The organism is Paractinoplanes toevensis, from assembly GCF_018332695.1.
Taxonomy (GTDB): Bacteria; Actinomycetota; Actinomycetes; order Mycobacteriales; family Micromonosporaceae; genus Actinoplanes; species Actinoplanes toevensis.
The window spans coordinates 1-26,162 of sequence record NZ_BOQN01000173.1 but is presented as its reverse complement, the minus strand read 5'-3'; the positions used below and the strand labels follow the sequence as shown (position 1 = coordinate 26,162).

At 67.0% G+C, this 26,162-nt stretch carries 31 protein-coding genes and 1 pseudogene; 24 read left to right on the top strand and 8 right to left on the bottom strand.

The annotated features are described in order from the left end of the window. Positions 1-364: 364 nt before the first annotated feature. The 3 genes from Ato02nite_RS48860 to Ato02nite_RS48850 all read right to left on the bottom strand — a co-directional run bounded on the left by Ato02nite_RS48860 (position 365) and on the right by Ato02nite_RS48850 (position 2,036). On the bottom strand, positions 365-808 hold the full coding sequence (locus tag Ato02nite_RS48860) for a helicase associated domain-containing protein (protein ID WP_213013584.1): 444 nt from the start codon (positions 806-808) through the stop codon (positions 365-367). A gap of 158 nt (positions 809-966) precedes the next feature. Then, positions 967-1,179 (bottom strand): DUF397 domain-containing protein, encoded by a 213-nt coding sequence (locus Ato02nite_RS48855; protein ID WP_213013583.1) that lies wholly within the window; start codon positions 1,177-1,179, stop codon positions 967-969. After that, positions 1,176-2,036 carry a helix-turn-helix domain-containing protein gene (locus tag Ato02nite_RS48850; protein ID WP_246608215.1) on the bottom strand — a complete coding sequence of 287 codons (861 nt, stop codon included), beginning with the start codon at positions 2,034-2,036 and terminating at the stop codon, positions 1,176-1,178. The genes Ato02nite_RS48855 and Ato02nite_RS48850 overlap by 4 nt, the downstream gene beginning before the upstream one ends. A gap of 322 nt (positions 2,037-2,358) precedes the next feature. Here Ato02nite_RS48850 and Ato02nite_RS48845 point away from each other — a divergent pair, with 322 nt between their 5' ends. From Ato02nite_RS48845 to Ato02nite_RS48740, 22 genes are all read left to right on the top strand, one after another. Then, complete coding sequence (locus Ato02nite_RS48845; RefSeq protein ID WP_213013581.1) at positions 2,359-2,622, top strand: hypothetical protein; 264 nt, start codon at positions 2,359-2,361, stop codon at positions 2,620-2,622. After that, on the top strand, positions 2,600-3,058 hold the full coding sequence (locus Ato02nite_RS48840) for a hypothetical protein (protein ID WP_307854327.1): 459 nt from the start codon (positions 2,600-2,602) through the stop codon (positions 3,056-3,058). Before Ato02nite_RS48845 ends, Ato02nite_RS48840 begins: the two co-directional genes overlap by 23 nt. Positions 3,059-3,920: 862 nt before the next feature. Then, complete coding sequence (locus Ato02nite_RS48835; protein WP_213013580.1) at positions 3,921-4,142, top strand: hypothetical protein; 222 nt, start codon at positions 3,921-3,923, stop codon at positions 4,140-4,142. Continuing rightward, complete coding sequence (locus Ato02nite_RS48830; RefSeq protein WP_246608214.1) at positions 4,126-4,674, top strand: DUF6879 family protein; 549 nt, start codon at positions 4,126-4,128, stop codon at positions 4,672-4,674. The genes Ato02nite_RS48835 and Ato02nite_RS48830 overlap by 17 nt, the downstream gene beginning before the upstream one ends. Further along, on the top strand, positions 4,671-5,531 hold the full coding sequence (locus tag Ato02nite_RS48825) for a helix-turn-helix domain-containing protein (RefSeq protein WP_213013579.1): 861 nt from the start codon (positions 4,671-4,673) through the stop codon (positions 5,529-5,531). Before Ato02nite_RS48830 ends, Ato02nite_RS48825 begins: the two co-directional genes overlap by 4 nt. Positions 5,532-5,874: 343 nt before the next feature. Continuing rightward, complete coding sequence (locus Ato02nite_RS48820) at positions 5,875-7,338, top strand: APC family permease (protein WP_213013578.1); 1,464 nt, start codon at positions 5,875-5,877, stop codon at positions 7,336-7,338. Beyond that, complete coding sequence (locus tag Ato02nite_RS48815) at positions 7,331-8,335, top strand: acetamidase/formamidase family protein (RefSeq protein ID WP_213013577.1); 1,005 nt, start codon at positions 7,331-7,333, stop codon at positions 8,333-8,335. Before Ato02nite_RS48820 ends, Ato02nite_RS48815 begins: the two co-directional genes overlap by 8 nt. Then, complete coding sequence (locus Ato02nite_RS48810; protein ID WP_213013576.1) at positions 8,332-9,042, top strand: GPP34 family phosphoprotein; 711 nt, start codon at positions 8,332-8,334, stop codon at positions 9,040-9,042. The genes Ato02nite_RS48815 and Ato02nite_RS48810 overlap by 4 nt, the downstream gene beginning before the upstream one ends. A gap of 44 nt (positions 9,043-9,086) precedes the next feature. Next, entirely contained in the window at positions 9,087-9,971 is an 885-nt protein-coding gene (locus Ato02nite_RS48805; RefSeq protein ID WP_213013575.1) for a hypothetical protein, read from the top strand. Beyond that, entirely contained in the window at positions 9,968-10,819 is an 852-nt protein-coding gene (locus Ato02nite_RS48800) for an SAM-dependent methyltransferase (protein ID WP_213013574.1), read from the top strand. The genes Ato02nite_RS48805 and Ato02nite_RS48800 overlap by 4 nt, the downstream gene beginning before the upstream one ends. After that, on the top strand, positions 10,816-11,004 hold the full coding sequence (locus Ato02nite_RS48795) for a hypothetical protein (protein ID WP_213013573.1): 189 nt from the start codon (positions 10,816-10,818) through the stop codon (positions 11,002-11,004). Before Ato02nite_RS48800 ends, Ato02nite_RS48795 begins: the two co-directional genes overlap by 4 nt. 100 nt (positions 11,005-11,104) lie before the next feature. Beyond that, on the top strand, positions 11,105-11,890 hold the full coding sequence (locus tag Ato02nite_RS48790) for a hypothetical protein (protein ID WP_213013572.1): 786 nt from the start codon (positions 11,105-11,107) through the stop codon (positions 11,888-11,890). A gap of 439 nt (positions 11,891-12,329) precedes the next feature. Beyond that, complete coding sequence (locus Ato02nite_RS48785; RefSeq protein ID WP_213013571.1) at positions 12,330-12,608, top strand: hypothetical protein; 279 nt, start codon at positions 12,330-12,332, stop codon at positions 12,606-12,608. Positions 12,609-12,975: 367 nt separating this feature from the next. After that, entirely contained in the window at positions 12,976-14,004 is a 1,029-nt protein-coding gene (locus tag Ato02nite_RS48780) for an NAD-dependent epimerase/dehydratase family protein (protein ID WP_213013570.1), read from the top strand. Beyond that, entirely contained in the window at positions 13,992-14,957 is a 966-nt protein-coding gene (locus Ato02nite_RS48775; protein WP_246608213.1) for a thymidylate synthase, read from the top strand. Before Ato02nite_RS48780 ends, Ato02nite_RS48775 begins: the two co-directional genes overlap by 13 nt. Continuing rightward, positions 14,957-16,675 carry a carbamoyltransferase family protein gene (locus tag Ato02nite_RS48770; protein ID WP_213013568.1) on the top strand — a complete coding sequence of 573 codons (1,719 nt, stop codon included), beginning with the start codon at positions 14,957-14,959 and terminating at the stop codon, positions 16,673-16,675. Before Ato02nite_RS48775 ends, Ato02nite_RS48770 begins: the two co-directional genes overlap by 1 nt. After that, a complete protein-coding gene (locus Ato02nite_RS48765) occupies positions 16,654-17,703 on the top strand; it encodes a glycosyltransferase family protein (RefSeq protein ID WP_213013567.1) in 1,050 nt (349 codons plus the stop codon). Before Ato02nite_RS48770 ends, Ato02nite_RS48765 begins: the two co-directional genes overlap by 22 nt. A 47-nt stretch (positions 17,704-17,750) precedes the next feature. Further along, the gene (locus tag Ato02nite_RS48760) at positions 17,751-18,269 is read left to right on the top strand and encodes a P-loop NTPase family protein (protein WP_213013565.1); all 519 of its coding nucleotides are present in this window, start codon (positions 17,751-17,753) and stop codon (positions 18,267-18,269) included. Positions 18,270-18,285: 16 nt separating this feature from the next. Next, positions 18,286-19,113: a class I SAM-dependent methyltransferase gene (locus tag Ato02nite_RS48755; RefSeq protein WP_213013564.1), complete on the top strand. Its 828-nt coding sequence runs from the start codon at positions 18,286-18,288 to the stop codon at positions 19,111-19,113. Beyond that, positions 19,110-19,826 (top strand): phosphotransferase, encoded by a 717-nt coding sequence (locus Ato02nite_RS48750; protein WP_213013563.1) that lies wholly within the window; start codon positions 19,110-19,112, stop codon positions 19,824-19,826. The genes Ato02nite_RS48755 and Ato02nite_RS48750 overlap by 4 nt, the downstream gene beginning before the upstream one ends. Before the next feature lie 9 nt (positions 19,827-19,835). Then, positions 19,836-20,489, top strand: coding sequence for a histidine phosphatase family protein (locus Ato02nite_RS48745; protein ID WP_213013562.1), 654 nt, complete (start codon positions 19,836-19,838; stop codon positions 20,487-20,489). Next, the gene (locus tag Ato02nite_RS48740) at positions 20,486-21,343 is read left to right on the top strand and encodes an aminoglycoside phosphotransferase family protein (RefSeq protein WP_213013561.1); all 858 of its coding nucleotides are present in this window, start codon (positions 20,486-20,488) and stop codon (positions 21,341-21,343) included. The genes Ato02nite_RS48745 and Ato02nite_RS48740 overlap by 4 nt, the downstream gene beginning before the upstream one ends. A gap of 101 nt (positions 21,344-21,444) precedes the next feature. On the opposite strand, the gene Ato02nite_RS52370 is transcribed toward Ato02nite_RS48740, so the two are convergent. From Ato02nite_RS52370 to Ato02nite_RS53170, 3 genes and pseudogenes are all read right to left on the bottom strand, one after another. After that, positions 21,445-21,852 carry a hypothetical protein gene (locus tag Ato02nite_RS52370; protein WP_246608212.1) on the bottom strand — a complete coding sequence of 136 codons (408 nt, stop codon included), beginning with the start codon at positions 21,850-21,852 and terminating at the stop codon, positions 21,445-21,447. Positions 21,853-21,959: 107 nt separating this feature from the next. Beyond that, positions 21,960-22,265: pseudogene (locus tag Ato02nite_RS53175) on the bottom strand (DUF3560 domain-containing protein); the annotation flags it as partial. Positions 22,266-22,267: 2 nt separating this feature from the next. Further along, the gene (locus Ato02nite_RS53170) at positions 22,268-22,399 is read right to left on the bottom strand and encodes a hypothetical protein (protein ID WP_369076939.1); all 132 of its coding nucleotides are present in this window, start codon (positions 22,397-22,399) and stop codon (positions 22,268-22,270) included. Between the two features lie 653 nt (positions 22,400-23,052). On the opposite strand from Ato02nite_RS53170, the gene Ato02nite_RS48725 reads away from it, so the two are divergent. Continuing rightward, positions 23,053-23,487: a hypothetical protein gene (locus Ato02nite_RS48725; protein ID WP_213013558.1), complete on the top strand. Its 435-nt coding sequence runs from the start codon at positions 23,053-23,055 to the stop codon at positions 23,485-23,487. Positions 23,488-23,526: 39 nt separating this feature from the next. Here the strand turns inward: Ato02nite_RS48725 and Ato02nite_RS48720 are convergent, their stop codons facing one another. Continuing rightward, positions 23,527-24,408, bottom strand: coding sequence for a DUF5753 domain-containing protein (locus Ato02nite_RS48720; protein WP_213013557.1), 882 nt, complete (start codon positions 24,406-24,408; stop codon positions 23,527-23,529). Between the two features lie 348 nt (positions 24,409-24,756). Here Ato02nite_RS48720 and Ato02nite_RS48715 point away from each other — a divergent pair, with 348 nt between their 5' ends. Next, entirely contained in the window at positions 24,757-24,960 is a 204-nt protein-coding gene (locus Ato02nite_RS48715) for a DUF397 domain-containing protein (RefSeq protein ID WP_213013556.1), read from the top strand. A gap of 1,009 nt (positions 24,961-25,969) precedes the next feature. On the opposite strand, the gene Ato02nite_RS48710 is transcribed toward Ato02nite_RS48715, so the two are convergent. After that, on the bottom strand, positions 25,970-26,162 hold a 193-nt coding region (locus Ato02nite_RS48710; protein ID WP_246608210.1), incomplete at its 5' end, for an arginine deiminase family protein.

Below are 26,162 nucleotides of genomic sequence, written 5' to 3'. Positions count from 1 at the left end.
CCGTTCGCGTTACGGACCCAAATCGACCGTCGGCACCTCCGAGGGGCTCCGATAGGGCCGGAAAACGGCACGAAGCGCCGCGTGGCCCTGCCGTCGTCCCCAAGCGAAGCGCCGCACCCAAGGCCATGTACCACCTCGGGCTGTTGGAGAAGAGCCAGGGCAACGTGGTGCAGGCCCGCCAGTGTCAACGGTGGACTAGTCTCAAGCCGCCGTCGACAGCCAGTGGTACACCCACGCTGTCGGCACAGGCCACCCCGATGCTGTCCCCAACGCTGCGCAAAACTCGGCCGGCTGGAAATCGGGCAGGGTGATCCGGCGGAGGCACGCCGGTGGCTGACCCTGGCCCAGGGGATGCCTTTGCCTGTCATCGGTTGAACAGTTCGGGTGCGATGTTGACGAGTTGTTCGTGTTCGGTGGGGTCGAGGTGGCCGATCTCGGCGCGTTGGAGGCGGGCGGTGAGCCAGACGTCGAGGGGGATCCCGATCTCGTAGTGCCCGGGAGGGGGCCTCAGGTGACCTTCCCGCGCGCGGTAGCGGCGACACGCGGTGAGGCCCCAGGCAAGGTCGACCTCGGCGGGGTTCCAGATCATGCCGAGGCTGTTCCAGCAGGCGATCGTCTTGCTACTCAGTAGGTGTCCGCGGTATCGCCGGCGCGCAATGTCCAGCGCGTGGCACACGTTGATGCCGTCGATCACGGAGTTCGGGCGCGGGAAGAGGTGGTCGTGCTCGCGGTGGAAGCTGTGGGCCGTGCGGAACACCCAGTCGCGGCGCGACAGTGACTCGGTCGGGGACAGTGGCACCCACCTCATCCGACGACTGGGGAGCCCGCTAGCTACGGGCCACATCACCTGAGCACAAGAAAGCCCCTCCGGAGAGGGGCTGTCATGTTGGATCGATCTTCGCGCCGTCTTGGCTTTGGCGCATAGTCTCGGAGCCCTGCCCCTTCGGGGCTGGGTGTTGTTTGACCTTACTGGTCAAACTCGCCGTCTTTGACACCGCCGAGGAACGCATCCCACTCGGCAGCCGTGAACCAAAGGATGGGGCCAGCGCCCTTGTCCTTCGTGTCGCGAACGGCTGCGCCACCGTCGGTGAGGTCGGCCACCTCGACACAGCTTCCGCCGTTGCCGTCGGAATGAGTCGACTTCCGCCACTTGAGGCGGGTCGGGTCTGGGGTGTTCATGACCCACTTTCCTTCACTTGGTCGGCGATCTTGGCGATGAGCCTGCGAGATTCTACAGCTCCGAGGGCTGCGGCTTGCAGTTCGCCCCATAGCCGAGAGTACGCCTTCACGTCGTCCGGGCGGTCCAGGTATACGGCGTCGCGGTAGTCCTCCGTGTAGATGGTGTCAGAGGTCGCATCGTCGTTGAACCGCAGGATGATGAACGGGAACGATGAGATCGCGTAAGTCTCAGCGCTGAACGGGAGCACTTGAAGGGTGACGTTCGAGCGTTTGGAGACCTCGATCAGGAAGGCGAGTTGGTCACGCATTGTTGCTGTGGAGCCGACCGTGCGCCGTAGTGCGGACTCGCTGAGGATGAAGTTCAGGTCGGCAGCGTTGGACTCGTCCAACGAGCTTTGACGCTGGAGCCGGACCTGAACCTGTCGCTCAAGCTCGTCGGGGTCCGTTCTCGGACCGGCAGCCATGATCGGCCTGATGTAGGACTCGATCTGGAGAATGCCGGGCATGATCTCCGTCTGATACCAGCGGATCTCGGACGCATCGGATTCAAGGTCGATGTACTGCCTGAACCACGTGGGTAGGGACTCGCGGTAGGCGGACCAGCGTCCGCGTTGCCGACCGGCCCTGGCCATCTCCTTCATCGATTCGGCCTCGGGGCCGCTCACGCCGTACAGGTTGAGCAGGATGCCAAGATCCGTAAGACGCAACCCGGACTGCCCTTGCTCGATGCGCGTGATCTTCGACGGAGCGGCGTCGATCTCGCCCGCTGCTTCCTCGCGCGTCTTGCTCGCCGCTTCACGCGCCCTGCGTAGGGCTATGCCGAGCCGGCGCCGTTGGACCGTCGGGTTGGTGGCCACCATCATCTCCTCCCATGCGAGTTGGCCCATTATGCGTGGTCACCGCTTTCCGCTGTGAACCGGCGGGTCTGGACGTGCGTCATGCCCTTCTTAAAATGGACCGTCCAAGTTAGTGTGTCCACAACGGCTGATTGTTGGGGACGTCCGGTTCGCGACATTCAGAATGACCTTCACTCCTGGAGGTGACAGATGATCCCGATCATCGTCATCGCATCGCTGATAGTCGGCATCGTGGCCGGTCTCTGGATCAAGCCCTCTCACCTGGAGTTCTGCTCCGCCTGTGGCACAAGCCTCGGCTGTTTGGCGTGTCAGGGGGTGAACAATGGAGCGCCGGGTTCCCGGACAACGGCTTGAGATCGCTGGCGCCGTGCTGACCGTCTCGACCATGGGCGGGTACAGCGTCACTCATCGCAGCGAATATCTGGGCTACCTACATGCGAGCGTGGGAGATCAGTTCAACGTCTACCGGCGCAAGGTCACCGAGATGGATGACTATCTCGGGAAGTACCGGCTGGACGATGGCGTGAAGGCCATCCTGCGGGCTTGTAGCCGGACGATCGGCGGTGGTGAACGTGATGCCGCGTGAGTATTCGCGCCGCCGTGGCGCAGGCGGTGTTGGACCGGCATGCAGCACCTTGCCCGTCGCGCATCATCCGTCCGCGCTGGACACCCAGCGCGGGCGCGGGCCTCGACCGGCGGACGTGGACCAGGTGAGCCGGCCGAAGGCCGATAGCCGGGCTCCACGGCCGAACAGGTGGCCGGAACCGGACGATGTGGTGTTCGTCGGTCCCGAGGCAAGCGTGCAGTTCGACCGGGGGAACGGGTTCCGGTTCCGGGTTATCGCGGTGACGGCCCAGTCCGCTTATGCCGGGTGGGTGTGGCTGGACGGCGTCCAACTCAGCCCAGACGGTGACGTGATCAAGCGCCGCGAAATCTTCGTGTGCGCGGACGGGCTGCGCCCCGCGCCACCAGCAGACATTGCAGCAACCGGCAGCACGACAACGACAACGGTCACCGCGTAGGCGGTGCCGGGGCGGGGGTTCGGGCACAACTGCGGAGGTGCGCGCACCACCAAACCCGGCCCCGCCTACGCGCCACCTTCATACCCAAGGACGGGCATACGGCGGTGGCGTATCACAGGGGTCCGAAAAGACCTATTACGTGCTGCCTGGCAGGCGCGGTTGTCGCCGTCGGGATCAGGACGGGCCGATGTCGCGGCAGAAGTTGGCCGAGGCGGTCGCCGCGAACCTGTTCGAGCACGCGGGACGCGCGTTCGGGATCAACGCGCAGCACATCGCGGCGTTCGAGCGCGGCCGGCATCGGTGGCCCGTCGGCGCACTGCCGGACCGCGTTGGGGGCGGTGCTGGACGCGGCGACCGATGCCGAGTTGGGCTTCTTCCTCATCCGAGGCCACCCCATCGATACAGAGGCGACGTCCGATCAACAGCCCGAGGTGCCCGCGGTTGAACCGGCGGGGCCGACGCGAACGACGCGGGCAGGCCACACATTGCAGCGCACGGCGAGCCACCTTCTGCACGGGTCCGGACGGGCAAACCGCCGGTCGATCTCGGTATCACGGTAGAAGAACTGGCTCACCGTTACTCGAAGCGAAGTCCATCCGCGTGCCGGCCGGGTCGCTGGGAGCCTCCTACGGATTGCTGCAACGACGGTTGCAAGCCGAAGGGATCGTCCGTCAGGCCGCGCTGACCGGCGAGGTAGGTCAACGCAAACACCGTCGAGCCCAGGGCGCCGTCACCAAACGCGCCGATCCCGTGGATCGACCTTAAGCACGTCGTGTAGCAACAGATTGACGGAAGGTAAGCATCGCGACACCATGCCGGTGTCCGAGCAAGTTCATGCAAGGCGCTAGGGAGGCATCACGCTATGGCACTAGAGTTCCTCGGCAAAGACCCGAGTAGCCCCGACGGAGACTCGGCGACGATCTACCGCGACACCGACCGCGACACGTACCTCGTTCAGGGACTGAAGGTCACTGACCAGGAGCGGCTGAGCCAACTCGGTCTGCCGGAGCACGAGACGGTGGTGGAGATCCCGCGATATATGACCCAGTTCTTCCCGGAGGTTGCTGATGGCGGTCGTTCCTAGCATTCAGGAGCTGCTGCGGTCATGTGACCATTCGGCGATCCATCTAGAGATGCGCGACGGGTACGACCGGGACGATCCCATGTTCCTCGCATGGCAGCAGGGAAGCGGCGATGACCCTAACCACGACCGCTCTACCTGGTGGCGCCCCTGGCTGGACGTCGTCGCTGATGTCGCGGGTCGTGGCGTTCGGATCCAGCGGGCCAGGATCATCAGTGAACCGGTCAGTGAATACATCCGGTTCGAGTACGACGGCACCTTTACCAACGTCGCCGCCGGCGAGGAGATTCGTTGGCTTCCCCGCAGGGAAGCGACGGACATCGCGTTGCCCGGCAACGACTTCTGGGTGTTCGACGAAGACCGTGTACGCATCGGCCATTTCGACGGCGACGGCAAGTCCACCGAACACGAGATGACAGATGACCCCGCCGTCCTGAAGCTGTGCCTGTCAGCATTCGAGGCGGTCTGGAACCGAGCTATACCGCACGAGCGGTTCCAGCCGAGGGTGAAGGGCAGCGCCCTTCCAGGTAGATGAAATCGCAGTCGTCAAGCGCGCAACAGGCGCTCGCCGCGCTGGGTACCCGCCTGCGTGAGGTCCGTATCGACGCGGGCCTCACCGGTCGGGCCTTGGCGAAACGAGCAGGGTGGCACGAGTCGAAGGTCAGCCGGATCGAGTACGGCCGCATCCAACCGTCCCCTGATGATATTCGCACCTGGTGCCTATGCAGCGGCGTTCCGGAGCAGACCGCGGAGTTCGTCGCCTCGTTGCGCGCCGTGGAGGGAATGTTCGTCGAGTGGCGGCGCATGGAGTCGACTGGTCTGCGTCGTGCGCAGGAAGTAGTCGTTCCACTGTGGGAGCGGACGCGAAGTTTCCACATCTACAACCCACGCCTCATCCCGGGTCCGATCCAGACACGCGGCTACATCGCCGCACTCCTGGACGGCCTGCGTCTACGTCGCGGCCTGCTCGACGATGTCGAGGCCGCGGTGCAGGTACGCGTGGACAAGCAGCATGTAGTCGGCGAGGGCGACCACCGCTTCGCGATCGTGCTTGAGGAAAGCGTCCTGCGCTTCCCGATCGGCGGAGCCGAGGTGATGGCTGGTCAACTGGGCCATCTTCTCGCGGTGAGCTCATTGCCGTCGGTCTCCCTCGGAATCATTCCCCTCGGCACGGACCGTTCGCGGACATGGCCGGTCGAGGGGTTTTGGATGTTCGACGAGAAGCAGGTCAACGTGGAGCTGGTCAGCGGACACCTGACCATCACGCAGCCACACGAGCTGAAGCTCTACAAGGACATCTTCCGCGATCTGTCCGGCCAGGCAGTCTTCGGCCGAGAAGCGCGGGCCGCGATCACCTCTGCCATCGACCGGCTAGATCACGACAGAAGTTGATCGAGCAAGTTTGAGCACATTCGTTGAGAGCCACCTCCGCGCAGCCATAGCTTGACCCCGCAGCGTTCAACGGCGGAAACGCCTTGGCAGAACGGGAGGTTTGGTCGGCATGAGATCGACTTCCAACTTCGGCTCTTGTTTCAACGGCTGAATCCGCGACAGATCCGAAGGCCGGCGCCGAGGTAGTTAACCCGCCCGGTCATGTTCTGGCCTGACACGCCTGCGACAGGGTGTTCGGGCTGGGCGCATCGCATACCTGCCCCGGGCGTCTATGCGCCCAGCCATTCCCCTCCAGCCTGATTTTCGTTCTTGTTGACCCCTCGATAGGAAGGGCAGTCCTCTGATGACTGCGGTCGGTCTCGACGACGTCGGTCGTTTGCGGCGGTTTGGTTATACGCCTGAGTTGCAGCGGTCGCTGAGTTTCGGTGATCTGCTGGTGTACGGGTTGATCTACATGGTGGCGATCGCGCCGTTCGGGATTTTCGGCAGCGTGTTCCAGGCATCCGCCGGGATGGTGGCTCTGGCGTATGTGGTCGGGATGGTCGCGATGATGGTGACAGCTTCCGCCTACGGGGTGATGACCCGGGCGTATCCGACCGCCGGTTCGGTGTACGCCTACGCGGGCCGGGCGATCGCCCCGTCGGCGGGGTTCCTGGCCGGGTGGACGGTCCTGTTGGACTACATCCTGGTGCCGGGCCTGTTGTCGCTGGTCGCGGCGGCGAGCATGACGGCGGTAGGGCCCGGTGTCCCGCTGTGGGTGTGGGTTGCGGTGTTCGTGGTGGTCAACGTCGTGTTCAACCTGCGCGGTATCAAGACCACTCGCCTGGTGAACAAAGTCTTCCTGATCGGCCAGCTCGCCGTCCTGGCCGTCTACCTTGTCGCCGGTCTGCTGGCCTTGGCGTCGGGAGCGGGCCGCGGGTTCTCGTGGGAACCGTTCTACACCAGCGGCCAGTTCCAGATCGGGGTGGTCGCGGCGGCGGTGTCGGTGGGCATGCTGTCCTTCCTCGGCTTCGATGCCCTGTCAACGTTGGCCGAGGATGCGAAGGGTGGTGCCCGGCAGGTGGGGCGGGCACAGATCGCCGCGCTCGGTCTGACCGGGGTGTTGTTCATCGCGCAGACGTTCGTGGCTGGTCTGCTGGTCGAGGATCCGGGGAAACTGATCGCGGACGGGGATCCGGCCGGGACGGCGTTCTATGACACGGCCCGGGTGGCGGCCGGGCCGTGGCTGGCCACCCTGACCGCTCTGGCTACCGCGTTGTCGTGGGGTTTGGCGAACAACATGGTGGCCCAGGTCGCTACCTCCCGGCTGCTGTATGCGATGGCCCGCGACCGGCAACTGCCCGCCTTCCTGGCGAAGGTGTCGACACGGCGGTCGGTGCCGACCAACGGGATCCTTCTGACGGCTGCCGTTTCGCTGGCTCTGGGCCTGTGTATGGCGGCCCGCGACGACGGGATCAGCCTGATGGCCAGCCTGGTCAACTTCGGCGCCATCCTGTCGTTCATCGTGGTGAACCTGTCGGTGCTGGCCCGTAACCTGCGACCCGGCCAGGAGAAGGTCGCGGGCTGGTTCCGGTCCTGGGTTCTCCCGCTGGCCGGGATCGCCATCCTGGTCGTAGTGATCGTCAACGCCAATGTCCTGGCGCAGCGGCTCGGCTTCGTATGGCTCGGCGGCGGTCTGCTGATCCTCGCCGTCATGGCCGCCAGCGGGCGGCGGCCTCGCCTGGCCGGCCTCACCGACACCATCGCGGAGGACGACCCCGCAAACACAGTGGACAGAGCAGCGACGAGGGCGGCGCACCGTGCCTGACGATCCGCTGTTCCTCGATGCCACCCCGGCCACGGTCGGCTACACCTTCGGCGGCCGGGAACCTGTCGCCACCATCTATCCCGGCGAACTGGTCAGGCTGCGCACCTGGGATTGCTTCGGCGGGAAGGTCACCTCCACCGACGACCTGCCGTCGCAGGTGTGCCAGTTCCCCTACCTGAATCCGGTCACCGGACCTCTCTGGGTCGACGGTGCCCGGCCGGGTGACACCCTCGCCGTGCACCTGGTCGACCTGACCCCGGTAGGTGAGGTGGGGTGGTCCGCGACATTCCCGCACTTCGGGGCGCTGACCGGCACGCCGACCACCGCGATGCTGCACCCAGCCCTCGAAGAGCGGGTCTGGCAGTACCGCATCGACGCCGCCAACGGCACGGTCGGATTCACCGCTTCCAACGGCGACTACACCGCCGAGTTGGCGTTGCAGCCGATGCTGGGCACCATCGGCGTCGCGCCGGCGGCCGGCGAGGTACGCATGTCCATCGTGCCCGGCGTGCACGGCGGGAACCTCGACACCCCACTGCTCACCGCGGGAGCCACCCTGTATCTGCCGGTCGGGATCGACGGTGCCCTGCTCGCGGTCGGGGACGGCCACGCCCGCCAAGGTGAGGGCGAGTTGTGCGGCGTCGCGGTCGAGGTGCCGATGGACGTCACCCTGACCGTCGAGGTCATCGCCGATGTCCCGACCAGCCTGCCCCGGTTGGAGACCGACACCCAGCTGGCGTCGATCGGGATCGCCCGGCCCCTGGACGACGCCTACCGCAGCGCCCACGCCGACCTGATCGGCCTCCTTGCCGACCTGACCGGCCTAGACCAGCTCGACGCCTACCAACTGCTCTCGCAGGCCGGCACCGCCCGGATCGGGAACATGGTCGACAAGCAATACACCATCGCCGCCAGCCTGGACAAAAGCCTGCTCTACGGCGCCGAACCGTACCGGGGCGCACACCGGCGGCTGCGGGCGCTGGGCGGCAGGCCATGAGCCGGGTGGAGATCGGCACCCTCCGGGAACGGCTATGGCTGCTCGCCCACGACGACCGGGGCGACCTGCAACCGCTGCTGCACCCCGGCGCGCTGGAGATCGGGTTGATGGCCGCCGTCCTGGTTGACCTGCTGCTGGGCTCCTGGATCGTCGTCGACGGCGGCCGTCTGCACCAGCAGCAGACCGGGCGGCGGGGCGCAGCCGCCCACCTGGACCCGATCACCGCCGGGACGTGGCGAGCCATCGGGGACGACACCCCACGGCTGTCCGACGTGCTACGCGCCGCCCGCGCGGACCTACCCACCGACCAGCACCACCCGTACGTGCGGCTGTATCAGCGCACTCAAGCGGCGCTGGTCGCCGCCGGGGTGGTGGTCGAACACCGGCGGGTCCTGCGCTCCAGCCGCTACCAGCTCGCCGACCCGGCCGGGTTGAGCTGGAACAAAAGCGAACTCAACCACCGGCTCGTCTACTACGAACGCCCCGCCAGCCCGGCCATCGACTGCCTGTGTGCTCTGGTCGGTGCGTTGAACCTGCACACCATGCTGGTCACCCCCTACGCCACCAGCGACGCCGGGAAAATCCTGCGCCAGATCACCCGGGCGATACCGGCCAACGCCGGACCCGCCAGCCCACTCGCCGTCGTACCGCACCTGGCCGACTGCATGCGCACCGCCGTGGGTGACCTCGCCACCGCCGTGTTCTAGCTCCCGCTCCTGCCCGCTTCGCCCACGATCAGGCGGCTCCTGCCATGACCGACAAGCGCACCACCGCTGTTGCGGCACGGTTGCGCCGCCACCAACGCGTAACCCTGTGGCAAAGACAACCTCGCCCCGGCCGCGTCAACGGAGAACCAGTGAACGCAATGGCACCCGACCCGAACACCAACCTCGATGCAGCAGCGATCCTGCACCGGCTGACCAGCCTGGATCCCGCCAGAGCGGCACCCGAGGTGCAGCTGATCGATATGGCGGCAGCGCTCGTCGGACAGGACCTGACGTACGCACAGTGGTGGCTACCGTGGGCCCGCTACGCCTACCACGCGGTCCAGCAGCTCGACCAGCCCGACCCCGGCCGCCTCGTGCGGGCTACTCGCAGCTACGCCGAGACGTTGCGGTTCGAGGGTCATCACGAGCAGGCCATCCCCGTCTGGCGGGAACTGCTCGACCTGCGCGGCCGGCAACCGGCCGATACCGGCGACGTCGATGCGCGGATCGCTCTCGCCGCTGACCTGCATGCGGTCGGCCGGTGCGGGCAAGCCATCCGCGAGATCGATGACGCCTTAAACGACGCCCGCGTCTACCAGCTAGAGCACCCTGAGCTGGCGATCGTCTGCACCGTCGCCTACACGGCGATGCTGAACGCCTGCCGACGTGTCGTCGAAGCCACCGTGGTGCGCAGCGAGCTGCCCACGCTCTACCAGCCCGGTGGCCCTCTTTTCCGGCTGCTGGCCGGCACGTACGTGCTGGAACCGGAGCCCGACGAGCACCACGAGGTGTGCGCCGCACGCCTCGACGCCCTGCTCGACGGCGCCACTGCGGTCACATCAGGGCAACAGCGATCACTGCTGGCCCGGCGGGCAGCGGCCATGAACCCCGGGCCTCGCACCGACGGGCGCGAGGGGAAGCCGTCATGAGCGCACCTGACTGGCGTTTCGACGCTTCCCGTCCGGCACCGGCACGCCGTTACGATGCCCTGCTCGGCGGTAAGGACAACCTTGCCCCGGACCGGGACTCCGCCGAGCAAATCCGTGAGCAGCTGCCCTCGGTCGGGAAGGCCGCCGCGGAACTTCGCTGGTTCCTGCAGCGTGTCGTGCACTTCCTGGCCGACGATTGCGGTGTCCGGCAGTTCATCGATATCGGCTGCGGCATGCCCTTCACGCCGAGCGTCCACGAGATCGTCCAAACGGTCAGCCCGGACAGCGTGGTCGTCTACGTCGACCCCGACGAAATGGTGGCCGTCCACTCCCGAGCCATGCTCGTCAGTCACCCGGACGGTGCTATCCGATTCGTCGAGGGTGGCCTCGACGACATCGACACGGTCCTGAGCGACCCGCAGGTGCGGGGGCTGATCGACTTCACCCAGCCGGTCGCCGTTCTGCTGCTCGCGGTGCTGCACTTCGTCGACGACGATCAGCACGCCGCGCACGCCCTCAACCGGATCATCCAGGCCCTACCGGCGGGCTCGTACCTCGCGGTATCGCATGTGACGTTCGATCCGCTGCCGGCCGATCAGGCACGGCGGCTGAGCAAACTGGCCGAGCCGGGCTCCGGGCACGGCCCGTTCCGGGCCCGCAGCCACGCGCAGATCAGTGCCCTGCTCGACGGCCTCGACCTGATGCCGCCGGGGCTGGTATCGGCCGTCGACTGGTATCCCCACCGCCACCCGCAACCGCAGATCAAAGCTGAAGAGGCGGTCGCCTACGGCGTCGTCGCCCGCATCCCCGCAACCACCGGACCCGGCGCGGACGGAGCACCAGCATGACCACGCTTGGCGTCCTGCCGCACGTGGTGCGGCGGGCACGGCAGCTGGTCGGCGACTACCGAGACACCGACGCGAGCTGGCTGCTCACGGGGCGGCCATCGCCGCAGCACGCCCTGCCCTGCCCGCCAAACCCGCCGACCCACGGCCGCGACCACCACGGTCAGCCGCATTCACCTTTTCGTTAGTGAACACGCCGATCTCCTCCGTGACCGCATCACCCCTTCTCTGTTGTTCAGGAGCACTCACCGCATGACCGCCGAATATGTCCGGGTTCACCGTCGCCGTGTGCAAACCGCGGTACGCCGGTTCACCCACCCCGACACCGACCGCACGATCACCCTGGTCGGCACCTACCACCTGGCCAAGCCCGACTACTGGCGAGACCTGGGTGAGGTGATCGACAAACTCGAAGCCAACGGCGCCGTCGTGCACTGCGAGGCAAGCGGACCCCCGGATCCCGAGGCGGACATGACCCCGCAGGAACGCGAGGCCGTGGACCAGCTCGTTCGGATGAAGGCGCGGGAGGGACGCCGCCTCACGGCACTGGGCTGGACCGACCAGAAAGGAGGGCTTGCCTACCCCGACAGCTGGCGGGTGGTCGACCTGGACATCCTGCAGATCGTCCGCCGGCTGGGGCCAGTCCTCGCTCACAAGGCCGCCGCCATGCACCTGCGGATGATGGATTGGCCGGACACCAACAAGACGCGGTTCAACCTGTTCCGCGTGATCATCTCGCTCTACTTCCGGCTGTGGACGTCCGACAAGAGCGTCCTCAAAGCCGGGACAGGCGAGTTCCAGCACGTGCTGGTAGAGGCCCGCAACGAGCACGCCCTGGCCGCCGCAGCCGGCACCGACCTAGACCTGGTGATGATCTGGGGGCTTGCCCACCTGCCCGGCCTCGAAGCCGGGCTGATCGCTCGGGGTTTCGAACGGTCCGGACCGCCGCAATGGCACACCGTCATGCGCCGACGCCCCTCGATCGTCGCCGCCCTGCTCCGCCTGCTTGTGGGCTGGCCCGCCCCCACCGTGGCGGCGGAACCCGACGGACAATCGCCACCGAGCCGGCCATGAGCCCCGCGAGCGAGTGCGTGGCCTTCGTCAAGCGGCGGTGTCGCGTCGCGGGCATGTCGTCCGCTGACAAGGTGATCTTGCGGCTGGCGGTGGCGTGCCCCATAGGTTACCGATCGTTGCCCTCACCGGGGACGGCCGTTGGGTCACCGGTTCCCGGCCCCGGTCCGCCTCTCGGGGAAAGCAGACGGGCCAGGCCGTCCTCGCGGCAATCTGCTGCTCGCACAGCCATCTCGCTGACGTCGCCTGCCCGATGCCACCGCGCACCTCATCGCTGGACACGGCGACACGCCAGCAGATCGGCCGGCTGAAGCCCAAGATCAGCCGCTGACCGCGTCCGCCCTCCATGACCCCGGTCTGGCGCCACCCCCTGCGCACCATCGCCCCACGGGCAGGGTCGGACCGGGCCTCACCGCACCGCCGAGAGGCAGGTAGATCGAGTATGCGAGAACAGTCGCGGGACCGGCCGGACCCCTTCGCCGGCCTCACCGACCCGACCGAACGCATCTTGAACTCGCTGTTCCGCACAGATCAGCTGCAGTTGAGTCGCCGCGACATCCTGGTGATTCGTGTCCGGTCGTACCTGGAGTACGTCTCCGGGTGGCGGTGGCGCGTCCGCCGTGATCCCGAACTTCGGGCACGCATCGCCGCTGTGCGCGACGGGACATTTGATCCAGTTGCCTGGCGTGAAGCCGAGAAGCGCTGCAGCAACGAGCCATGACGTCCGACGAACGACTGGGCCCACCGAGCGCCGAAGCCCGGCGCTGGGAGTCGGCGTGACCCGCTGTCCTCGTGTACGCATTCCCGGCCAGCAGCGGCCACGCCTACGCGTCGCCGCCGTCTGCTACTGGGCCGGCGACTCCGTGTGCGCCATCGCCGCCAGGCTTGGTTGCTCCGGCGACACTGTCCGCCGCCTGGTCGGCGAATCCGGCCTCACCCATGCGGTCCCGTGGACGCCAGCCACGCCGCCGATTCAGAGCTACCGAAGGAAGAGAGGCGAAGTCGTGAAAGACGTTCTGCACTGCCAGCTTCTTGGCGACTGAAACTTCCGCGCCGCCCACGATTCATTAGCAGAGAGGCGTCCCCGTATGACCGGCATCGCTGCTCCAGGAACGAAAGTCGCCGTCACCGGCGCGGCAGGCTTTATCGGCTCACATCTGGTCGAGGCGCTGCTCGGCCGGGGCTGTGAGGTGGTGGGCATTGACCGTCGCAGCCTGCGGTCTCAGACCCTCGCTCGCCTGCACTTGGGCGACGTGCTCGATCATCCGCGTTTTTCCTGGGTCGAAGGCGACCTCACGGATCTGAACCTGAACGAGGTCGTGGACGGTTGCATGTACGTCTTCCACCTGGCTGCCGTACCGGGTGTCCGGTCGTCCTGGACCGGATTTGAGGATTACATCGCCTCTAACGTCGTCGCGACCGAGCGGCTGCTGCGTGCATGCCGGGAGGCCGGAACGCCGAAGCTGGTGTTCGCGTCGTCGTCCAGTGTTTACGGCATGGTCGACACGCTGAGTGCCGAGAACGACGTAGCGATGCCGGTCTCGCCGTACGGAGTCACGAAGCTTGCCGGTGAGCAGATCTGTTTGGCGTACGCGAAGCGGCCTGACAGCCGGCTTTCGGTGACCGCCTTGAGGTACTTCACGGTGTACGGGCCGCGCCAGCGGCCGGACATGGCGATCGCTCGTATTCTGGCGGCGGCGTTGACCGGAGAGCAGTACACGATCTTCGGAGATGGCACCGAACGACGTGAGTTTACGTATGTGGACGACGTTGTTGAGGCGACCATTGCGGCGGCCGGTGTCGACGTCCCCGCAGCGGTGATCAACATCGGTGGCGGGTCCAGTGTCTCCATGATCGATGTGATCGGTCTGGCGCGAGAGGTCACCGGTAACCCGGTGCCCCTGACCGCGGTGCCTGCGCAGCCGGGCGATGTCCGAGCGACCGCCGCCAACCTGTCCATGGCGCGGCTGTTGCTCGGTTATCAGCCGCGCACAGATCTGCGTACCGGCATGACGCGGCACGCCGGATGGATGCGGGGATTGACCCCGCACCTTTTGCGCACCTATGCACCGCCACCCATGATCACCGGGCCGAAGGAGGCGACGTGCTCGCATTGACCGCCGCATCGGCCAATGATCTATATGCGATGGTGTGCCGTGAGGTGCTGGCCCGGGGGCGTCGTACGGCACCTCGGGGTATGCAGACCACCGAGGTGCTTGGCGCTCATCTGCGGCTGACCGAACCTCGCCGCCGGTTCATCGCGGTGCCACCGGCACGGGTGCTGAACCCGGCGTTCGCTGTCGCCGAAGCGTTGTGGATTCTGTCGGGCTCCGACGAGCCGTGGATCTTCAACTACAACCGGTCCCTCGAGCAATACGCTGACGACGGCCGACTCCAGGGCGCCTATGGGCCGCGGATGCGTCGCTGGCATGACGAGGTCGACCAGCTGGCGCATGTCCGGTGCTTGCTGATGCGTGATCCGGACAGTCGGCAGGCGGTCATCCAGCTCTACGATCCACAGCGCGATACCCGGGGCCACCGGGACGTGCCGTGCACCCTGAATTACCGCTTCTTCGTCCGGCGGGGGCGGCTCGACATGCACACCACGATGCGCAGCAACGACGTGTGGCTGGGCCTGCCGTACGACCTGTTCACCGCGACCATCCTCCACGAGCTGATGGCCGGCTGGCTCAACGTCGAGGTCGGCACGTATCACCACCATGTCGACTCGCTGCACCTGTACGCCCAGCACGACCAGGCTGCCGCCGAGGTGGCCGCATCGGTGGTAGAGCCGTCGCCGGTCATGGCGGCGCTGTCCGCCCCCACCGACGGGTTCACCGACTTCCTGACATCGGTGGTCAACAGCACGGTCTCCCAAGACGCTGGTGCCCCGTGGCGCAATATGGCGGCCTTGTTGGCCAGCTACCGCGTCTGGAATGCGGGTGACCGGCCGGCCGCGCGTGCCCTCGCTGCGGGTATCGACGACGACCTGGGGGAAGCCCTTCGCGGCTGGTACACCCGTCTCACCCGGTTGTCCTCTCTGTCTGCCGCCACCGCTGGGGGTCTCTGATGACCGCCGGCAACGTCGTGCTGGGCCTGTGCTCGTACACCCATGACTCCGCCGCCGCGCTGCTCGTGGATAACGTACTGGTGGGCTTTGCCGAGGAAGAGCGCCTCACCGGCGACAAACACACCGCCGCGTTTCCCGAACGAGCCGTGAACTGGCTGCTCGATACCGCCGGTGTCGACCCGCATTCGGTGGGCCTGGTCGCGTACAACTTCGACGGCCGCCGCTACCTCGACGCCCTGGCCGCCACCGAGATGTACGCCGGGAGGGACACGACGCGCGATCGGGCCCAACCGCGAGCCGAGAGCTTCCGCAAGGTCCACGACCGATTCGGCAGCCGCATGGCGGACCTTCGTGACCGCTTTCGCCGGGCGAGGGTGGTGCCGGTGCTGCATCACCGCGCCCACGGCTTGTACTCCTTCGCGTCCAGCAGCTACGACGCGGCGGCCGTACTGGTCGTGGACAGCCTCGGCGAAGTACAGACCACCACCCTTGGCAGCGGCCGGCGCCTGGCCGGCGGCGGCTGCCGGACAACCATCGTGGAGGACATCGCCGATCCGGCCTCACTCGGCTACGCGTACGGAGCGGTGACCGAACACCTCGGCTGGCGCCGCGGCGACGAAGAAGGCACCGTCATGGCCTTGGCCGCGCTCGGTGATCCCACCCGCTTCCGGGCACTGCTGCGTGAGGCCATCCCGATCACCGATGGCGGATTCTCCCTGGACCCACGATGGTTCCCGCTGCGTGTCCTGGCCCACGACTACCCGCGCGTAAGTGCCGGATTCATTGCCGCTACCTGTCCGGCCCGAGATCCATCGGCTCAGGTCGAGGCCGTCCACGCCGACCTGGCCGCCGCTTTACAGGAGCGGACCGAGCAGGTCATGGTGCACCTGGCCCGGCGCGTCCGCTCCGTGACCGGCTTGCGGCTGCTCTGCCTCGGCGGTGGCGTCGCCGCCAACTGTGTCGCCGTCGGCAAAATTGTCGAAGCCGGAATCTTCGACGAGGTCCACGTTCCGCCCGCAGCCGGCGACTCCGGCACCGCGATCGGCGCCGCCCTGGCCGCCAGCCTCGACAACACCCGGCATCTGGCTACCGGGGTCACCGGGCGCTGCTACCTCGGCCCGGCCTATCCGAGGCTGGTGCTGGCCGAGAACCCACGGCCGGGGCTGACCGCCCACCGGCCTGCGGCACCGGCCAAGCACGTGGCCATGAAGCTGGCCGAAGGACACACCGTCGGGGTGTTCAGCGGCAACCTGGAAGCCGGGCCCCGTGCGCTGGGCAACCGGTCGATCCTGGCGTCACCGCTGCTACCCGACGTGGTCGAGCGGCTCAACGACACCGTGAAGTTCCGCGAACCGTTCCGCCCGTTCGCCCCGGTCGTGCTCGCCTCAGCCATGGCCGACTACTTCACTCTGCCGCAGCCGGCCCCGTACATGTCGATCGCCTCGGGCGTGACCGACCTGACCCGCGAGCGCATCCCAGCCATCGTGCACGTCAACGGCACCGCCAGGGTGCAGACCGTGACCGCCGACGCCAACCCATTCCTGACAGAGGTACTGACCGAGTTCGCCGCGCTCACCGGCCACCCGGTCCTGATCAACACCTCGCTCAACGTCAAAGGCAAACCCATCTGTGGCACCCCGGACATGGCGCTGGACTGCCTGACCGAAAGCGGCCTCGACGCACTGATGCTCGAAGGATGGTGGGTGAGCAAGTGCTGATCGGATACAGCTTCTGGGGCTTCCTCGGCAATGGCGTCACCGACACCCCCGACGGCGGACGCAGCCACCGCCGCACCCTCATCGACGGCGTACGCCAGCGCGGGCATCGCATCGTGTTCCTGCAAGCCAACCGCGACCACGACGAAGCCGGGTTCGACCTGAGCGACTCCTACCACTGGGACACCGGCCTACCGGCCATCGACGCGCTGTTCCTGGAGTGGCGCTGGCCGATCGCGGGCCGCAACACCACCGCGTGCGGAACCCCTGGTCACACCTGCGACCTGCACCGCCAGCAGCAACTCCTCGACCATTACACCGCGGCCGGCGTCCCCACCCTGCTGTGGGACAAAGACCGGCAACTCCCGCCCGACGACCCCCGGCGCCATCTCCGCAACGTCGCGGTGTGTGAGCCGGCATTGCACCCCACACCGGGCGCGGCAACGCTGCTGTTCCCCGTCGCCGACGCCACCCTCGACAGCGCCGACCCGGCCGCCCTCACCACCGGCGCCCGTGACCTCCCGTTGGTCTACATCGGCAACCAGTACGACCGCGACCACCCCTTCGACCACTTCTTCGCCCCCGCCGCTGCCGCGTTCCCGCATCTCGTTGCCGGAAAGTGGACCCGGACGCAGCGGTGGCCCGAGGTCAACTTCCACGGCCGGGTGCCGTTCACCGCCGTGGACGGCCTGTACCGGCGAGCCACCTGCACCATGCTGCTGCTCCCGGACCGCTACGCGCAGGTCGGGCACATGACGCAACGCCTGTTCGAGGCGGTGCTGGCGGGCTGCCTACCTCTGACACCCGCCACCATCCGCGACGCCGACACCTTCACCCCATCCGGCCTGCACGTCGCCGACGGTGCCGACGCAGCCCGCAAGATCGCACATCTGCTCACCATCGGCGGCAGCGAGGAACACACCACCCTGCTACGGGCTTGCCTCGCAAGGCTGAACCATTTCCGGGCGTCCCGGCAGGTCGCTGTGGTCGACCAGCAGTTATCCCAGCTCGTCGCGGGCAGTGTCGTCTGATGAGCGGCTGGCCTCCACCCACCGGCGCCCAACCCGGGCTACCGTCCATGGACAGAATCGCCATCATCGGCTGCGGCGGCTCCGGGAAAACCGTTCTCGCCCGCCGCCTCGCCGACCGGCTCGGACTGACCGTCACCAACCTCGACGCGCTGTTCTACGACGAAGGCTGGAATGCCCTCCCGCAGGACAAGTTCGCCGCCCTGCAACACGAACTCGTCGCCGCCGAACGGTGGCTCATCGAAGGTAATTACGCTTCTACCCTGCCGATCCGGCTGGCCCGCGCCGACACGGTGATCTTCCTCGACCTACCGGCCCGGACCTGTCTCTGGGGCATCGCCCAACGCAGGTGGCGCTACCGAGGCGGCCAGCACGCCGACGGCGTCTACGACCGCATCACCTGGTCCTTCGTCAAATACATCCTCGGCTACCGGCGCACCATGCGCCCCCGAGTCACCAAACTGCTCGCCGAGCATGGCCGGCACGTGCGCTACCTGCAATTCACCAGCCGCAGGCGCGCCAACCAGTTCCTCCACCAACTCGACACCGCCGCCCAACCTGGCCCCTGACCCTCTGGAGGCGACCTTGTCCACTCCGAGCGCGCCCTTCACCGACCCCGCCCTCATCCGAGGCCCTCTCTATGCCACCGCGGACCGGCTCGCCCAGCGCACCAGCGCCCTGCACCGAGCCAAGACCACCGGCGCGGACGCCACGGCCACCATCACGACCCTGGCGGCAGCCACCAACCCGTTCCCAGACCGGGTAGCCGACATCGGATGCGGGCGGGGCACCACCACCGTCGCACTGGCCCGCCAATACCCGTCAGCGACCATCGTCGCTGTCGACCAGTCCTCGGCCCTGCTGGCGGTCGTCGCCGACCGGCTACGCGCCCAGAACCGCGAGGCGCTGCTCGTTACCGCCGACTTTCACCGGCTACACGGGCTCCTCGCCGACGTCGACCTGGCCGTCGCGGCGTTCTGCCTCTATCACTCCGCCCAGCCCGAGCAGGCGCTCGCCGTGATTGCCCGCTGCCTCACGCCCGGCGGATCCATCATCGTCACCACCAAATCGGCGAACAGCTACCACGAGATCGACACTGCCCTCGCTACCAGCGGCCTGGATCCCGGGGCACCCCAACGACCGAGCCTCTACCAGAGCTTCCACACCGCCAACGCGGAAACCGTTCTCACCACGGCGGGCCTGCTCCTGAACCGTCGGACCGATCAACAACACATCTTCCGATTTGCCGACGCCGACCACCTCGCCGAATATGTGGTCACCTGCCCGAAGTACCAGCTCAGCCCTGCGCTGACGGACCCGAAAGCTCTGGCCGCCGCCCTCCGCGACCGGCTCCCGGATTGCGCAGTCACGGCAACATCCACCGTCACGTACCTGGTGGCGACCCGCCGATGAGCCCGGCGGTGTTCCTCAAGCGCTACACCGACCCCGCCCGGGGCGTCGCCGCCCAATCACACCTGCGGTGGTTGCACCAGCTCGACAGCGGCGTCCGGCTACCCCACCTGTACCCCAGCACCGCCACACACCTGCTGCTCGAACAGCTCGACGGTCACCCACCCGAACCAGCCGACCTGCCCGACCTGGCCGCCGCCCTCGGGCTATTGCACGGCAGCGCCTACGCCCGCGAATTGCACGCCGCGCACCTGGACCGGCCCTTCGACACCACCGGCGGCATCACCATCCCGGACTTCTGCACCAGCCGCCGACACGTCCTCAGCCAGCTCAGGCTGACCTGCGCCCACCTGCCAGCGGCCACCTACAAAGACGCCAACGTACGCAACTTCATCCTCACCACGTCCGGGCCTGCGCTGGTCGACTTCGATGACCTCACGCTGGCCCCGTTCGGCTACGACTTGGCCAAGCTCGTCGTCTCCACCGCCATGACCTATGGCCTGCTCTCCGGCCCGCAGATCGAGCAGACCCGGGCCGCGTACACCCACAGCGTCGAGACCGCCGGCGGCCCCGCCGACTCGTGCACGCCCGCGCAGCTCGCCGACTACGCCGAGGTCCACCACAGGCTCACCGCCCGATACCTGCACCGCAACGGCTACCAGCACTCCTGGCCCACCGTGCGCCCCTGGACAACCCCGGTACCCCACCCCCGGTAAGGAGACACCATGGCCGTCACCACCGAACTCGTCCTCGCCCGACACGGCGAGGCAAACAACAACGCCACCGGCACCGTCGGCGGTGAACGCGGCTGCACCGGCCTCAGCCCGCAAGGCCGTGAACAGGCACACCGCCTCGCCCTGCGCCTCACTCACGAACACGCCGAGCACCCCTTCGACGCGTTCTACGGCACACCACGCCGCCGTGTACGCGACACCGCAACCATCATCGGCCAAGCCCTATCCCTCACCGCCACCGTGGTCGACGCACTGCGCGGCCCCGACCACGGCGACGCCGATGGCCGCCCCTGGCACGAAGTCAAAACCGCGTTCGGAGGACCACCCCAACACAACCCCGACCGGCCCTACGCCACCGGCTCCGAAACCTGGAACCAGTACCTCAAACGGGCAACCACCGCCCTACAACAAATCCTTGATCGGCACGCCGGGCAACGCATCCTCATCGCCGCCCACGGCGAGACCATCGAAGCCACCCACGTCCTGCTGCTCCAACTACCGGCCGAAGTCCGACTCGGGCTCGGGTTCGTCACCGACCACACCGGCGTCACCCGCTGGCAGCACCACGTCAACCGGTTCGACCGACACGTCTGGATGCTGGCCGCCCACAACGACACCCGCCACCTCGCCAACCCGCACGGATGAACGAGGTCGACGTCCTGCTCGCCCTCTGCCGGCGGCTAGTCGACCCCCACGCCGAGCCCCGCACCGTGCATGCCGGGCACAACGGCACCGTCACCCTCAGGGCCGCAACCACCGTTGGCGAGGTCATCGTCAAGCTTCACCGCGGCCCCGACCGCCACCGGCAAGAGGTACACGCCTACCGCCACTGGGCACCGGCGCTACAGGATCAGGCACCTCGCCTGCTGGCCGCGAGCGACCAACCGTCCGCCATCGTGATCAGCGCCCTACCTGGCCAACCCCTCGCCGAAACCCAGCTCACGCAGCAGTGCGAGGCCGAGGCGCACCGCCAAGCTGGTGAACTGTTGCGCCGCCTCCACAACGCCGCCCCTCCCGACACCGACAAGGACATACCCGGCTGGCTGGCCGAACGCGGCCAGCGCTGGCTCGCCCTGGCCCAGGCATTGCTACCCGCCAAGCGACGCGCCGAGATCCACGCCCACCTGCGCGCCCTGGGCACCCTCGGTCCCATTCCGGCCGTCCCCTGCCACCTCGACTACACGCCCCGCAACCTGCTGTGCGTCACACCGAGCCCACGGGAACAGCGGCCTCGGGATCAACAGCGCAAGATGGGCACCTCTGACTCGCCCAGAATCAGCGCGATCGATTTTGAGCACTCTCGGTACGACCTTGCCGCCCGCGACCTAGTCCGCTTCGCCACCCGCACCTGGCACCATCGCCCAGACCTCCAACACGCGTTCCTCAACGGCTATGGACCACTCAGCGACCTGGACAAGCAGGTCATCGAACACTGCTCGCACCTGGACGCACTAACCAGGACAGTCCGCGCTGCCCAACAACGCGAACAGAGAAACTGACCAGCGTCAGAACTACCTTCTAGCCCGCCCACCACCGCAACGATCAACGGCGGGAGGCGGGCTAATTAGAAGAGGCAACCATTGTGCCCCGCGTATGGCAATTAGGCCGCAGCCCGCATCTTGCGGACTCGTTCGACGTCTCGACGGCTCATCCCGAACGTAGCGTTCGGCCCGTCGTCGTACCGCATGGGATAGCCAGCCATCAGGGCGGCGGCGATGAGTTCGCCATTGGCAACGTACTCGCCGAGTGCATCCTCAACCACCTCGAGCCGGTCGAGCGCGCCGGCCTGCTGGAGTTGCTCGACGATGCCGTCCAGGTAATCACGGCGGGTCACGGTGTGCCGCTGCAGGCCGAGCCACAGGCCACGCTTGTCCGTCGGGCGACTCTGCAGGGCTCCGGCGACCGCGCGGGCTCGGTCATCAAGCTCCCACCAGCCAGAGCCGGGGGTGATTCGCAGGGCGATGAGCGGCCCGTGTTGCCGCTGCTCTTTTCCCAGAAGCTGCACCACTTGGGGGGCGCAGCCAGTCGGCTAGCGCCGCCTTGACGGTCACGCGGTCGGTCTGCGGCGGCGATGCGGCGCATCACCACTCGCGGATGCTCCAGGCCCACGGCGTGCGCCCGGACTGCGTCCGCTCGCCCGGCTAGACGCGATGCGTTTTTGTCCTCGTCCATCGCCTTGTCGAGATTGACGAGGGCACGGTCGCGACGGGCCCGGTCACCACGGAAGGAGTGGTGGCCGGGCATCATCGGCTGCCCGACCGGAATCTGATCGAGAACCTGGCCGGCTGCGCGCTGGCGGGTGTCACGGCGCCTGGCCGCCGCGCCCGCGCGTTCGTCGTAGCGGCCGGCCCGTTCGTCGGCGCGTTCCGCGGCGGCCTGTTCGCGGTCGGCGGCCGGCCGCCACTGGTCGTCGATCTCCACTGTCACGCCGAACCAGTGGTCGCGCGCAGGGCTTTCGCGGCGGCGTCGATCCGGGCGCGCTGGGCGTCGTGGTCACGGCTGCCCCGGATGTAGAGGCCGGCCTCACGCGAGGCGCGGAAGCCGTGCTGGCGCACGATCTCGGAGACCCCGTCCCCACGGAGAGATCCCGACAGGATCGTGCCGTCGGCGTGCGTAGGCGAATGTTGATCACCAGTGTTGCCCCTCTATCTCGGCCGCAGATGCAAAAGGCCGAGTCCGGCCTTGCCGCGAAGGCGAAGTCCGGACACGGCCGCACGGGCTGATCCGACTGATGTGCAGAGGTGGGTGGCTCACCGGATGTGACGCTCACGACGGTCAAGCGCAGCCCGGGATACGGCTGTTGGTAGCGGCGTACCCGGCCAGCCGGAGCGAGTACACCGGCGCTACGGGAGACGGCGGTGCCGCACATTTAGTCCGCCGATCGGCTGATCAGCTTGGGAAGATGCGCACCGATAGGTGGTCTCGGCAATGCCTATCAGGCCGCCATTGCTGAGGCAGAAGCCCGCAGGCAGCGGCCACGCTCGGCCGGACACGGCAGCCCGGGGAATCAGACGCACCACGAGGGCCACGGGGTGGCCTGCGGATTCACCGGCAGTCGCGTCAAGGCACGTGACACGTATCCGACACGACAACCGTCCCACCAGGCAATCTGCAACTTGCATATGGGAAGTGGCAGATCGCCACTTGCAGATTCACGGATGGGCAGAGAAACTATGGAAGTCACTCCGAACCGAGAAATGAGGACATCATGAAGACGCGCGCTTACAAGAAGTCGCGGATCGCGTATGCGCAATTGGCGGATGTGCGGCGGCGCGGCCGGGCCAGACGCCTGCGCCGGCTCACGTTGGAGGCGGCCCGGCGCGATCGTGGCGCGAGGCGGCGGATCCGGGAGGGTCGCCGCCGCGTTGACGGCCGGAGCCGCCTGGCGGCGGCAACGGTCCAGGCCTTGGCGGCTGCCGTCATTGCGGTAGCGCCAGCGTGCCACGACGAGTGGATCGCGTTGTGTGCCGCACTGGCGTGCCTGAATGTCGGCGTCTGGGCGCAAGCCGCTGCCCGGCAGGCCCAGGACGGCGGCGTTGTGGTGCTCTACGCCTGCCGTCGCGACTGCGTCGTGGCGGCAGGCAGGCCCAGCCGCTCCCAGCGGCGCCGGATCACGAACGCCGCCGCGCGAACGCTTCGGTAACCCTTCGGGGCGCGGGGGCAGGCCGGATCGCTCGCCAGATCAACCTTTCTCGATTTTCTCGTGCAGGTCGCGAAGCTTGGTCAGTACCGCGACAGCGTCACGTTTCCGCAAGCTGATATCCACTATGGCCGCGAACGACTCCCGATAGGCGGCGACATCGTTCTCGTCTTCGATCAGGCCGACGTCGTCCGGCGCGTTCTCCAGGTAAACGACCTGCGGGTCCATGTCGGACTCGAAGGTCAGCAAGGAAAATGCGCCGAGTAGTCCCGGATGCGATCCCACGTCCTCGGAGATCACCGCGAGCTCGATTTCGGGACGTTCGGACAATTCCAGTACGTGATCGAGCTGTCGGCGCATGACGCCGCGCCCGCCTACCGGCCGCCGTAGTGCGAACTCGTCAACAACGACCTGTAGTCGAGGGTGTTCGGCGCCGCCGAAGAAATGCTCTTGGCGAGCGAGTCGTAGCTGGACGCGAGCGTCGATCTCGCCGGTTGTGGCGCGCCTGCGCATCCCTTTGATCAGTGCGTGGGCATATTCCTTGGTCTGCAGCAGGCCAGGAATCACGAGAGGATGGAATTGTTTGACACATGCCGCATCATCCTCATAGCCCAGGAAATCAAGGAAAGCGGGACTGGCGTACATGCGATAAGCGCTCGACCAGTGCCGCTGTCGTGATACACGTGCGAGTTCCAGCATGTCGTCGATCTCGCGGGAGTCAATGACCCCGTAGTGGCCAAGAAGGCTCCGCAGATCGGTGGCGGATAGACTCACGCCACCGCTTTCGATGCGGATTATCTTCGATAATGACCACTCCATCGCTCTGCGGACCTCCTCGTAGGAGTAGCCCTTGCCCTCACGGAGCTCCCGCAGTTTGCGCCGTAGCCGTCGGCGACTGGTCGTTGGCCCCCACCCCTGAGCCATTGCCCTACCGCCCCTCGTCCTCTGAAAAACATGCAACTTGCATGATCAATCTAGCATGCAAGTTGCATGTTGAAAATGGACGATCGCCATTGGCATCTGAACTGTGGCTTTCCGCCATTGGCAGCGCCGCGACCGTGTGCCGATTGTCGCGAATGCGCATACGCGTTACCCCCAATACACGTGAGTGCCTGTTAAAGTAAATACACTGGGTGCTTCTCTCCTTACCCCACCGAGACTGCGGATCCTTGCTGACCCCTGTCCTCAGTCGCTCCGCGGGTGGGTACACGTTCCTGCGGTAGCTAATTGACTGCGGGGTCCCTCGCTGGCGATACATCAACGGGAGAACAAATGAGCACGGAGAAACCGCTGCCTCGCTGGACTCGAACCGCGTCGGGGTGCCACAACGAGAGCTGTGTCGTGGTCAGCGCGTACGACGACCACGTTGAAGTCGCCGACTCCAAGTCGCCTGGCACCGCACCCCTGTCCTTCACCAACGGATCGTGGCGAACCTTCCTCGATGCCCTGCGCGCCGACCGGTTCGACCGACCCTGACCGGAGAGCCAAGCCAGTTCATCCGGATGTGATTGCTAATGCGCGCAAGGGTGACGAGAGTTCGAACGGAGCTGGACCCCGCGACAACTCACGACAGGCCCCGTCGCCTACCGCCGTCATCCCAGCCGCTGTGCCGGTGAACGTTACCGGCTGATCGGTATGCGACGCTACCGCCCAGAGGGCTCGACTATCGAAGCTCGCAGCCGCCCACTTGACTGCTGACAATTGATGACCGACCATGCACCTCCTCCCGAGGTAGCGATTCACCTGCGTCGATCTAATCGGGTGGCTCCGGGTAGCAGGACAGATGCCCCCGGTCGGCACGGCCCGATGTGAGGTCGTGTCGACCGGGGGCGACCACGTCACACGGTCGGCACTCGGCAATGGTGCTGCTGAAGATGACGGGGGGCTAGAACGGTGCCCAGCCGAAGAGAAGCCATCCGTCTGGCTGACGCTGTCCGTCAGGAACGTGTGGGCCGGGATCGTCAGCGCCGGGGAGGAGCACGCCACGGTCGGCTTCTACGCCTTCGACAACCGAGCAGTCAGACCCGCCGCCCGACTCATCCAGCAAGCCCTGCACGACCTGCGACTCATCCCCGCACACGACCGGCAACCACCCAAAGTCCCACACCCAGGCTGGCTACAAGCCCAACTCCTCGCCCTGCTCAACGTCGACCCCGCTGGCTATAGCGGCAGCTCACAACCATGTGCGAAGTCCAGGGCTAATTGGACGACGGTGCGGGCGGGCCGGCCGGCCGGATCCGCTACGGACGGCCGCTGATCTATCCGGTGCCACCGGAGAACCTTCCCGCGATGATCGGAGCACGGGCCGAGGCGACAGGCTGCATGTTGGTGCGCTGTTGGCGTTCAACCCTGGACCTGCGCCGGGCGGTCGATGCCAGGCCGCCCACTTCGAGGTCTGTCTCGCCGACCCGCGAACGCTGGCGGTGCGGCTCAGCGAGAACGGCACCTAGACAACCGCCATAGCCGCATCCTCGCCGCGATCGGTCTATTTAGATGTCCCCGGTCCGGCGCCGAGCTCCGAGCCGCTGATCCGGACCACCTCGATGCCGGCCCGTTCGAGCTGGGCGTTGGTCTCGATGTTGCGCTCGTAGGCCACGCACAGCCGCGGCGCGATAGCCAGGGTGTTGTTGCCGTCGTCCCACTGCTCGCGCTCGGCTGTGACCGGGTCCAGGCCGGTG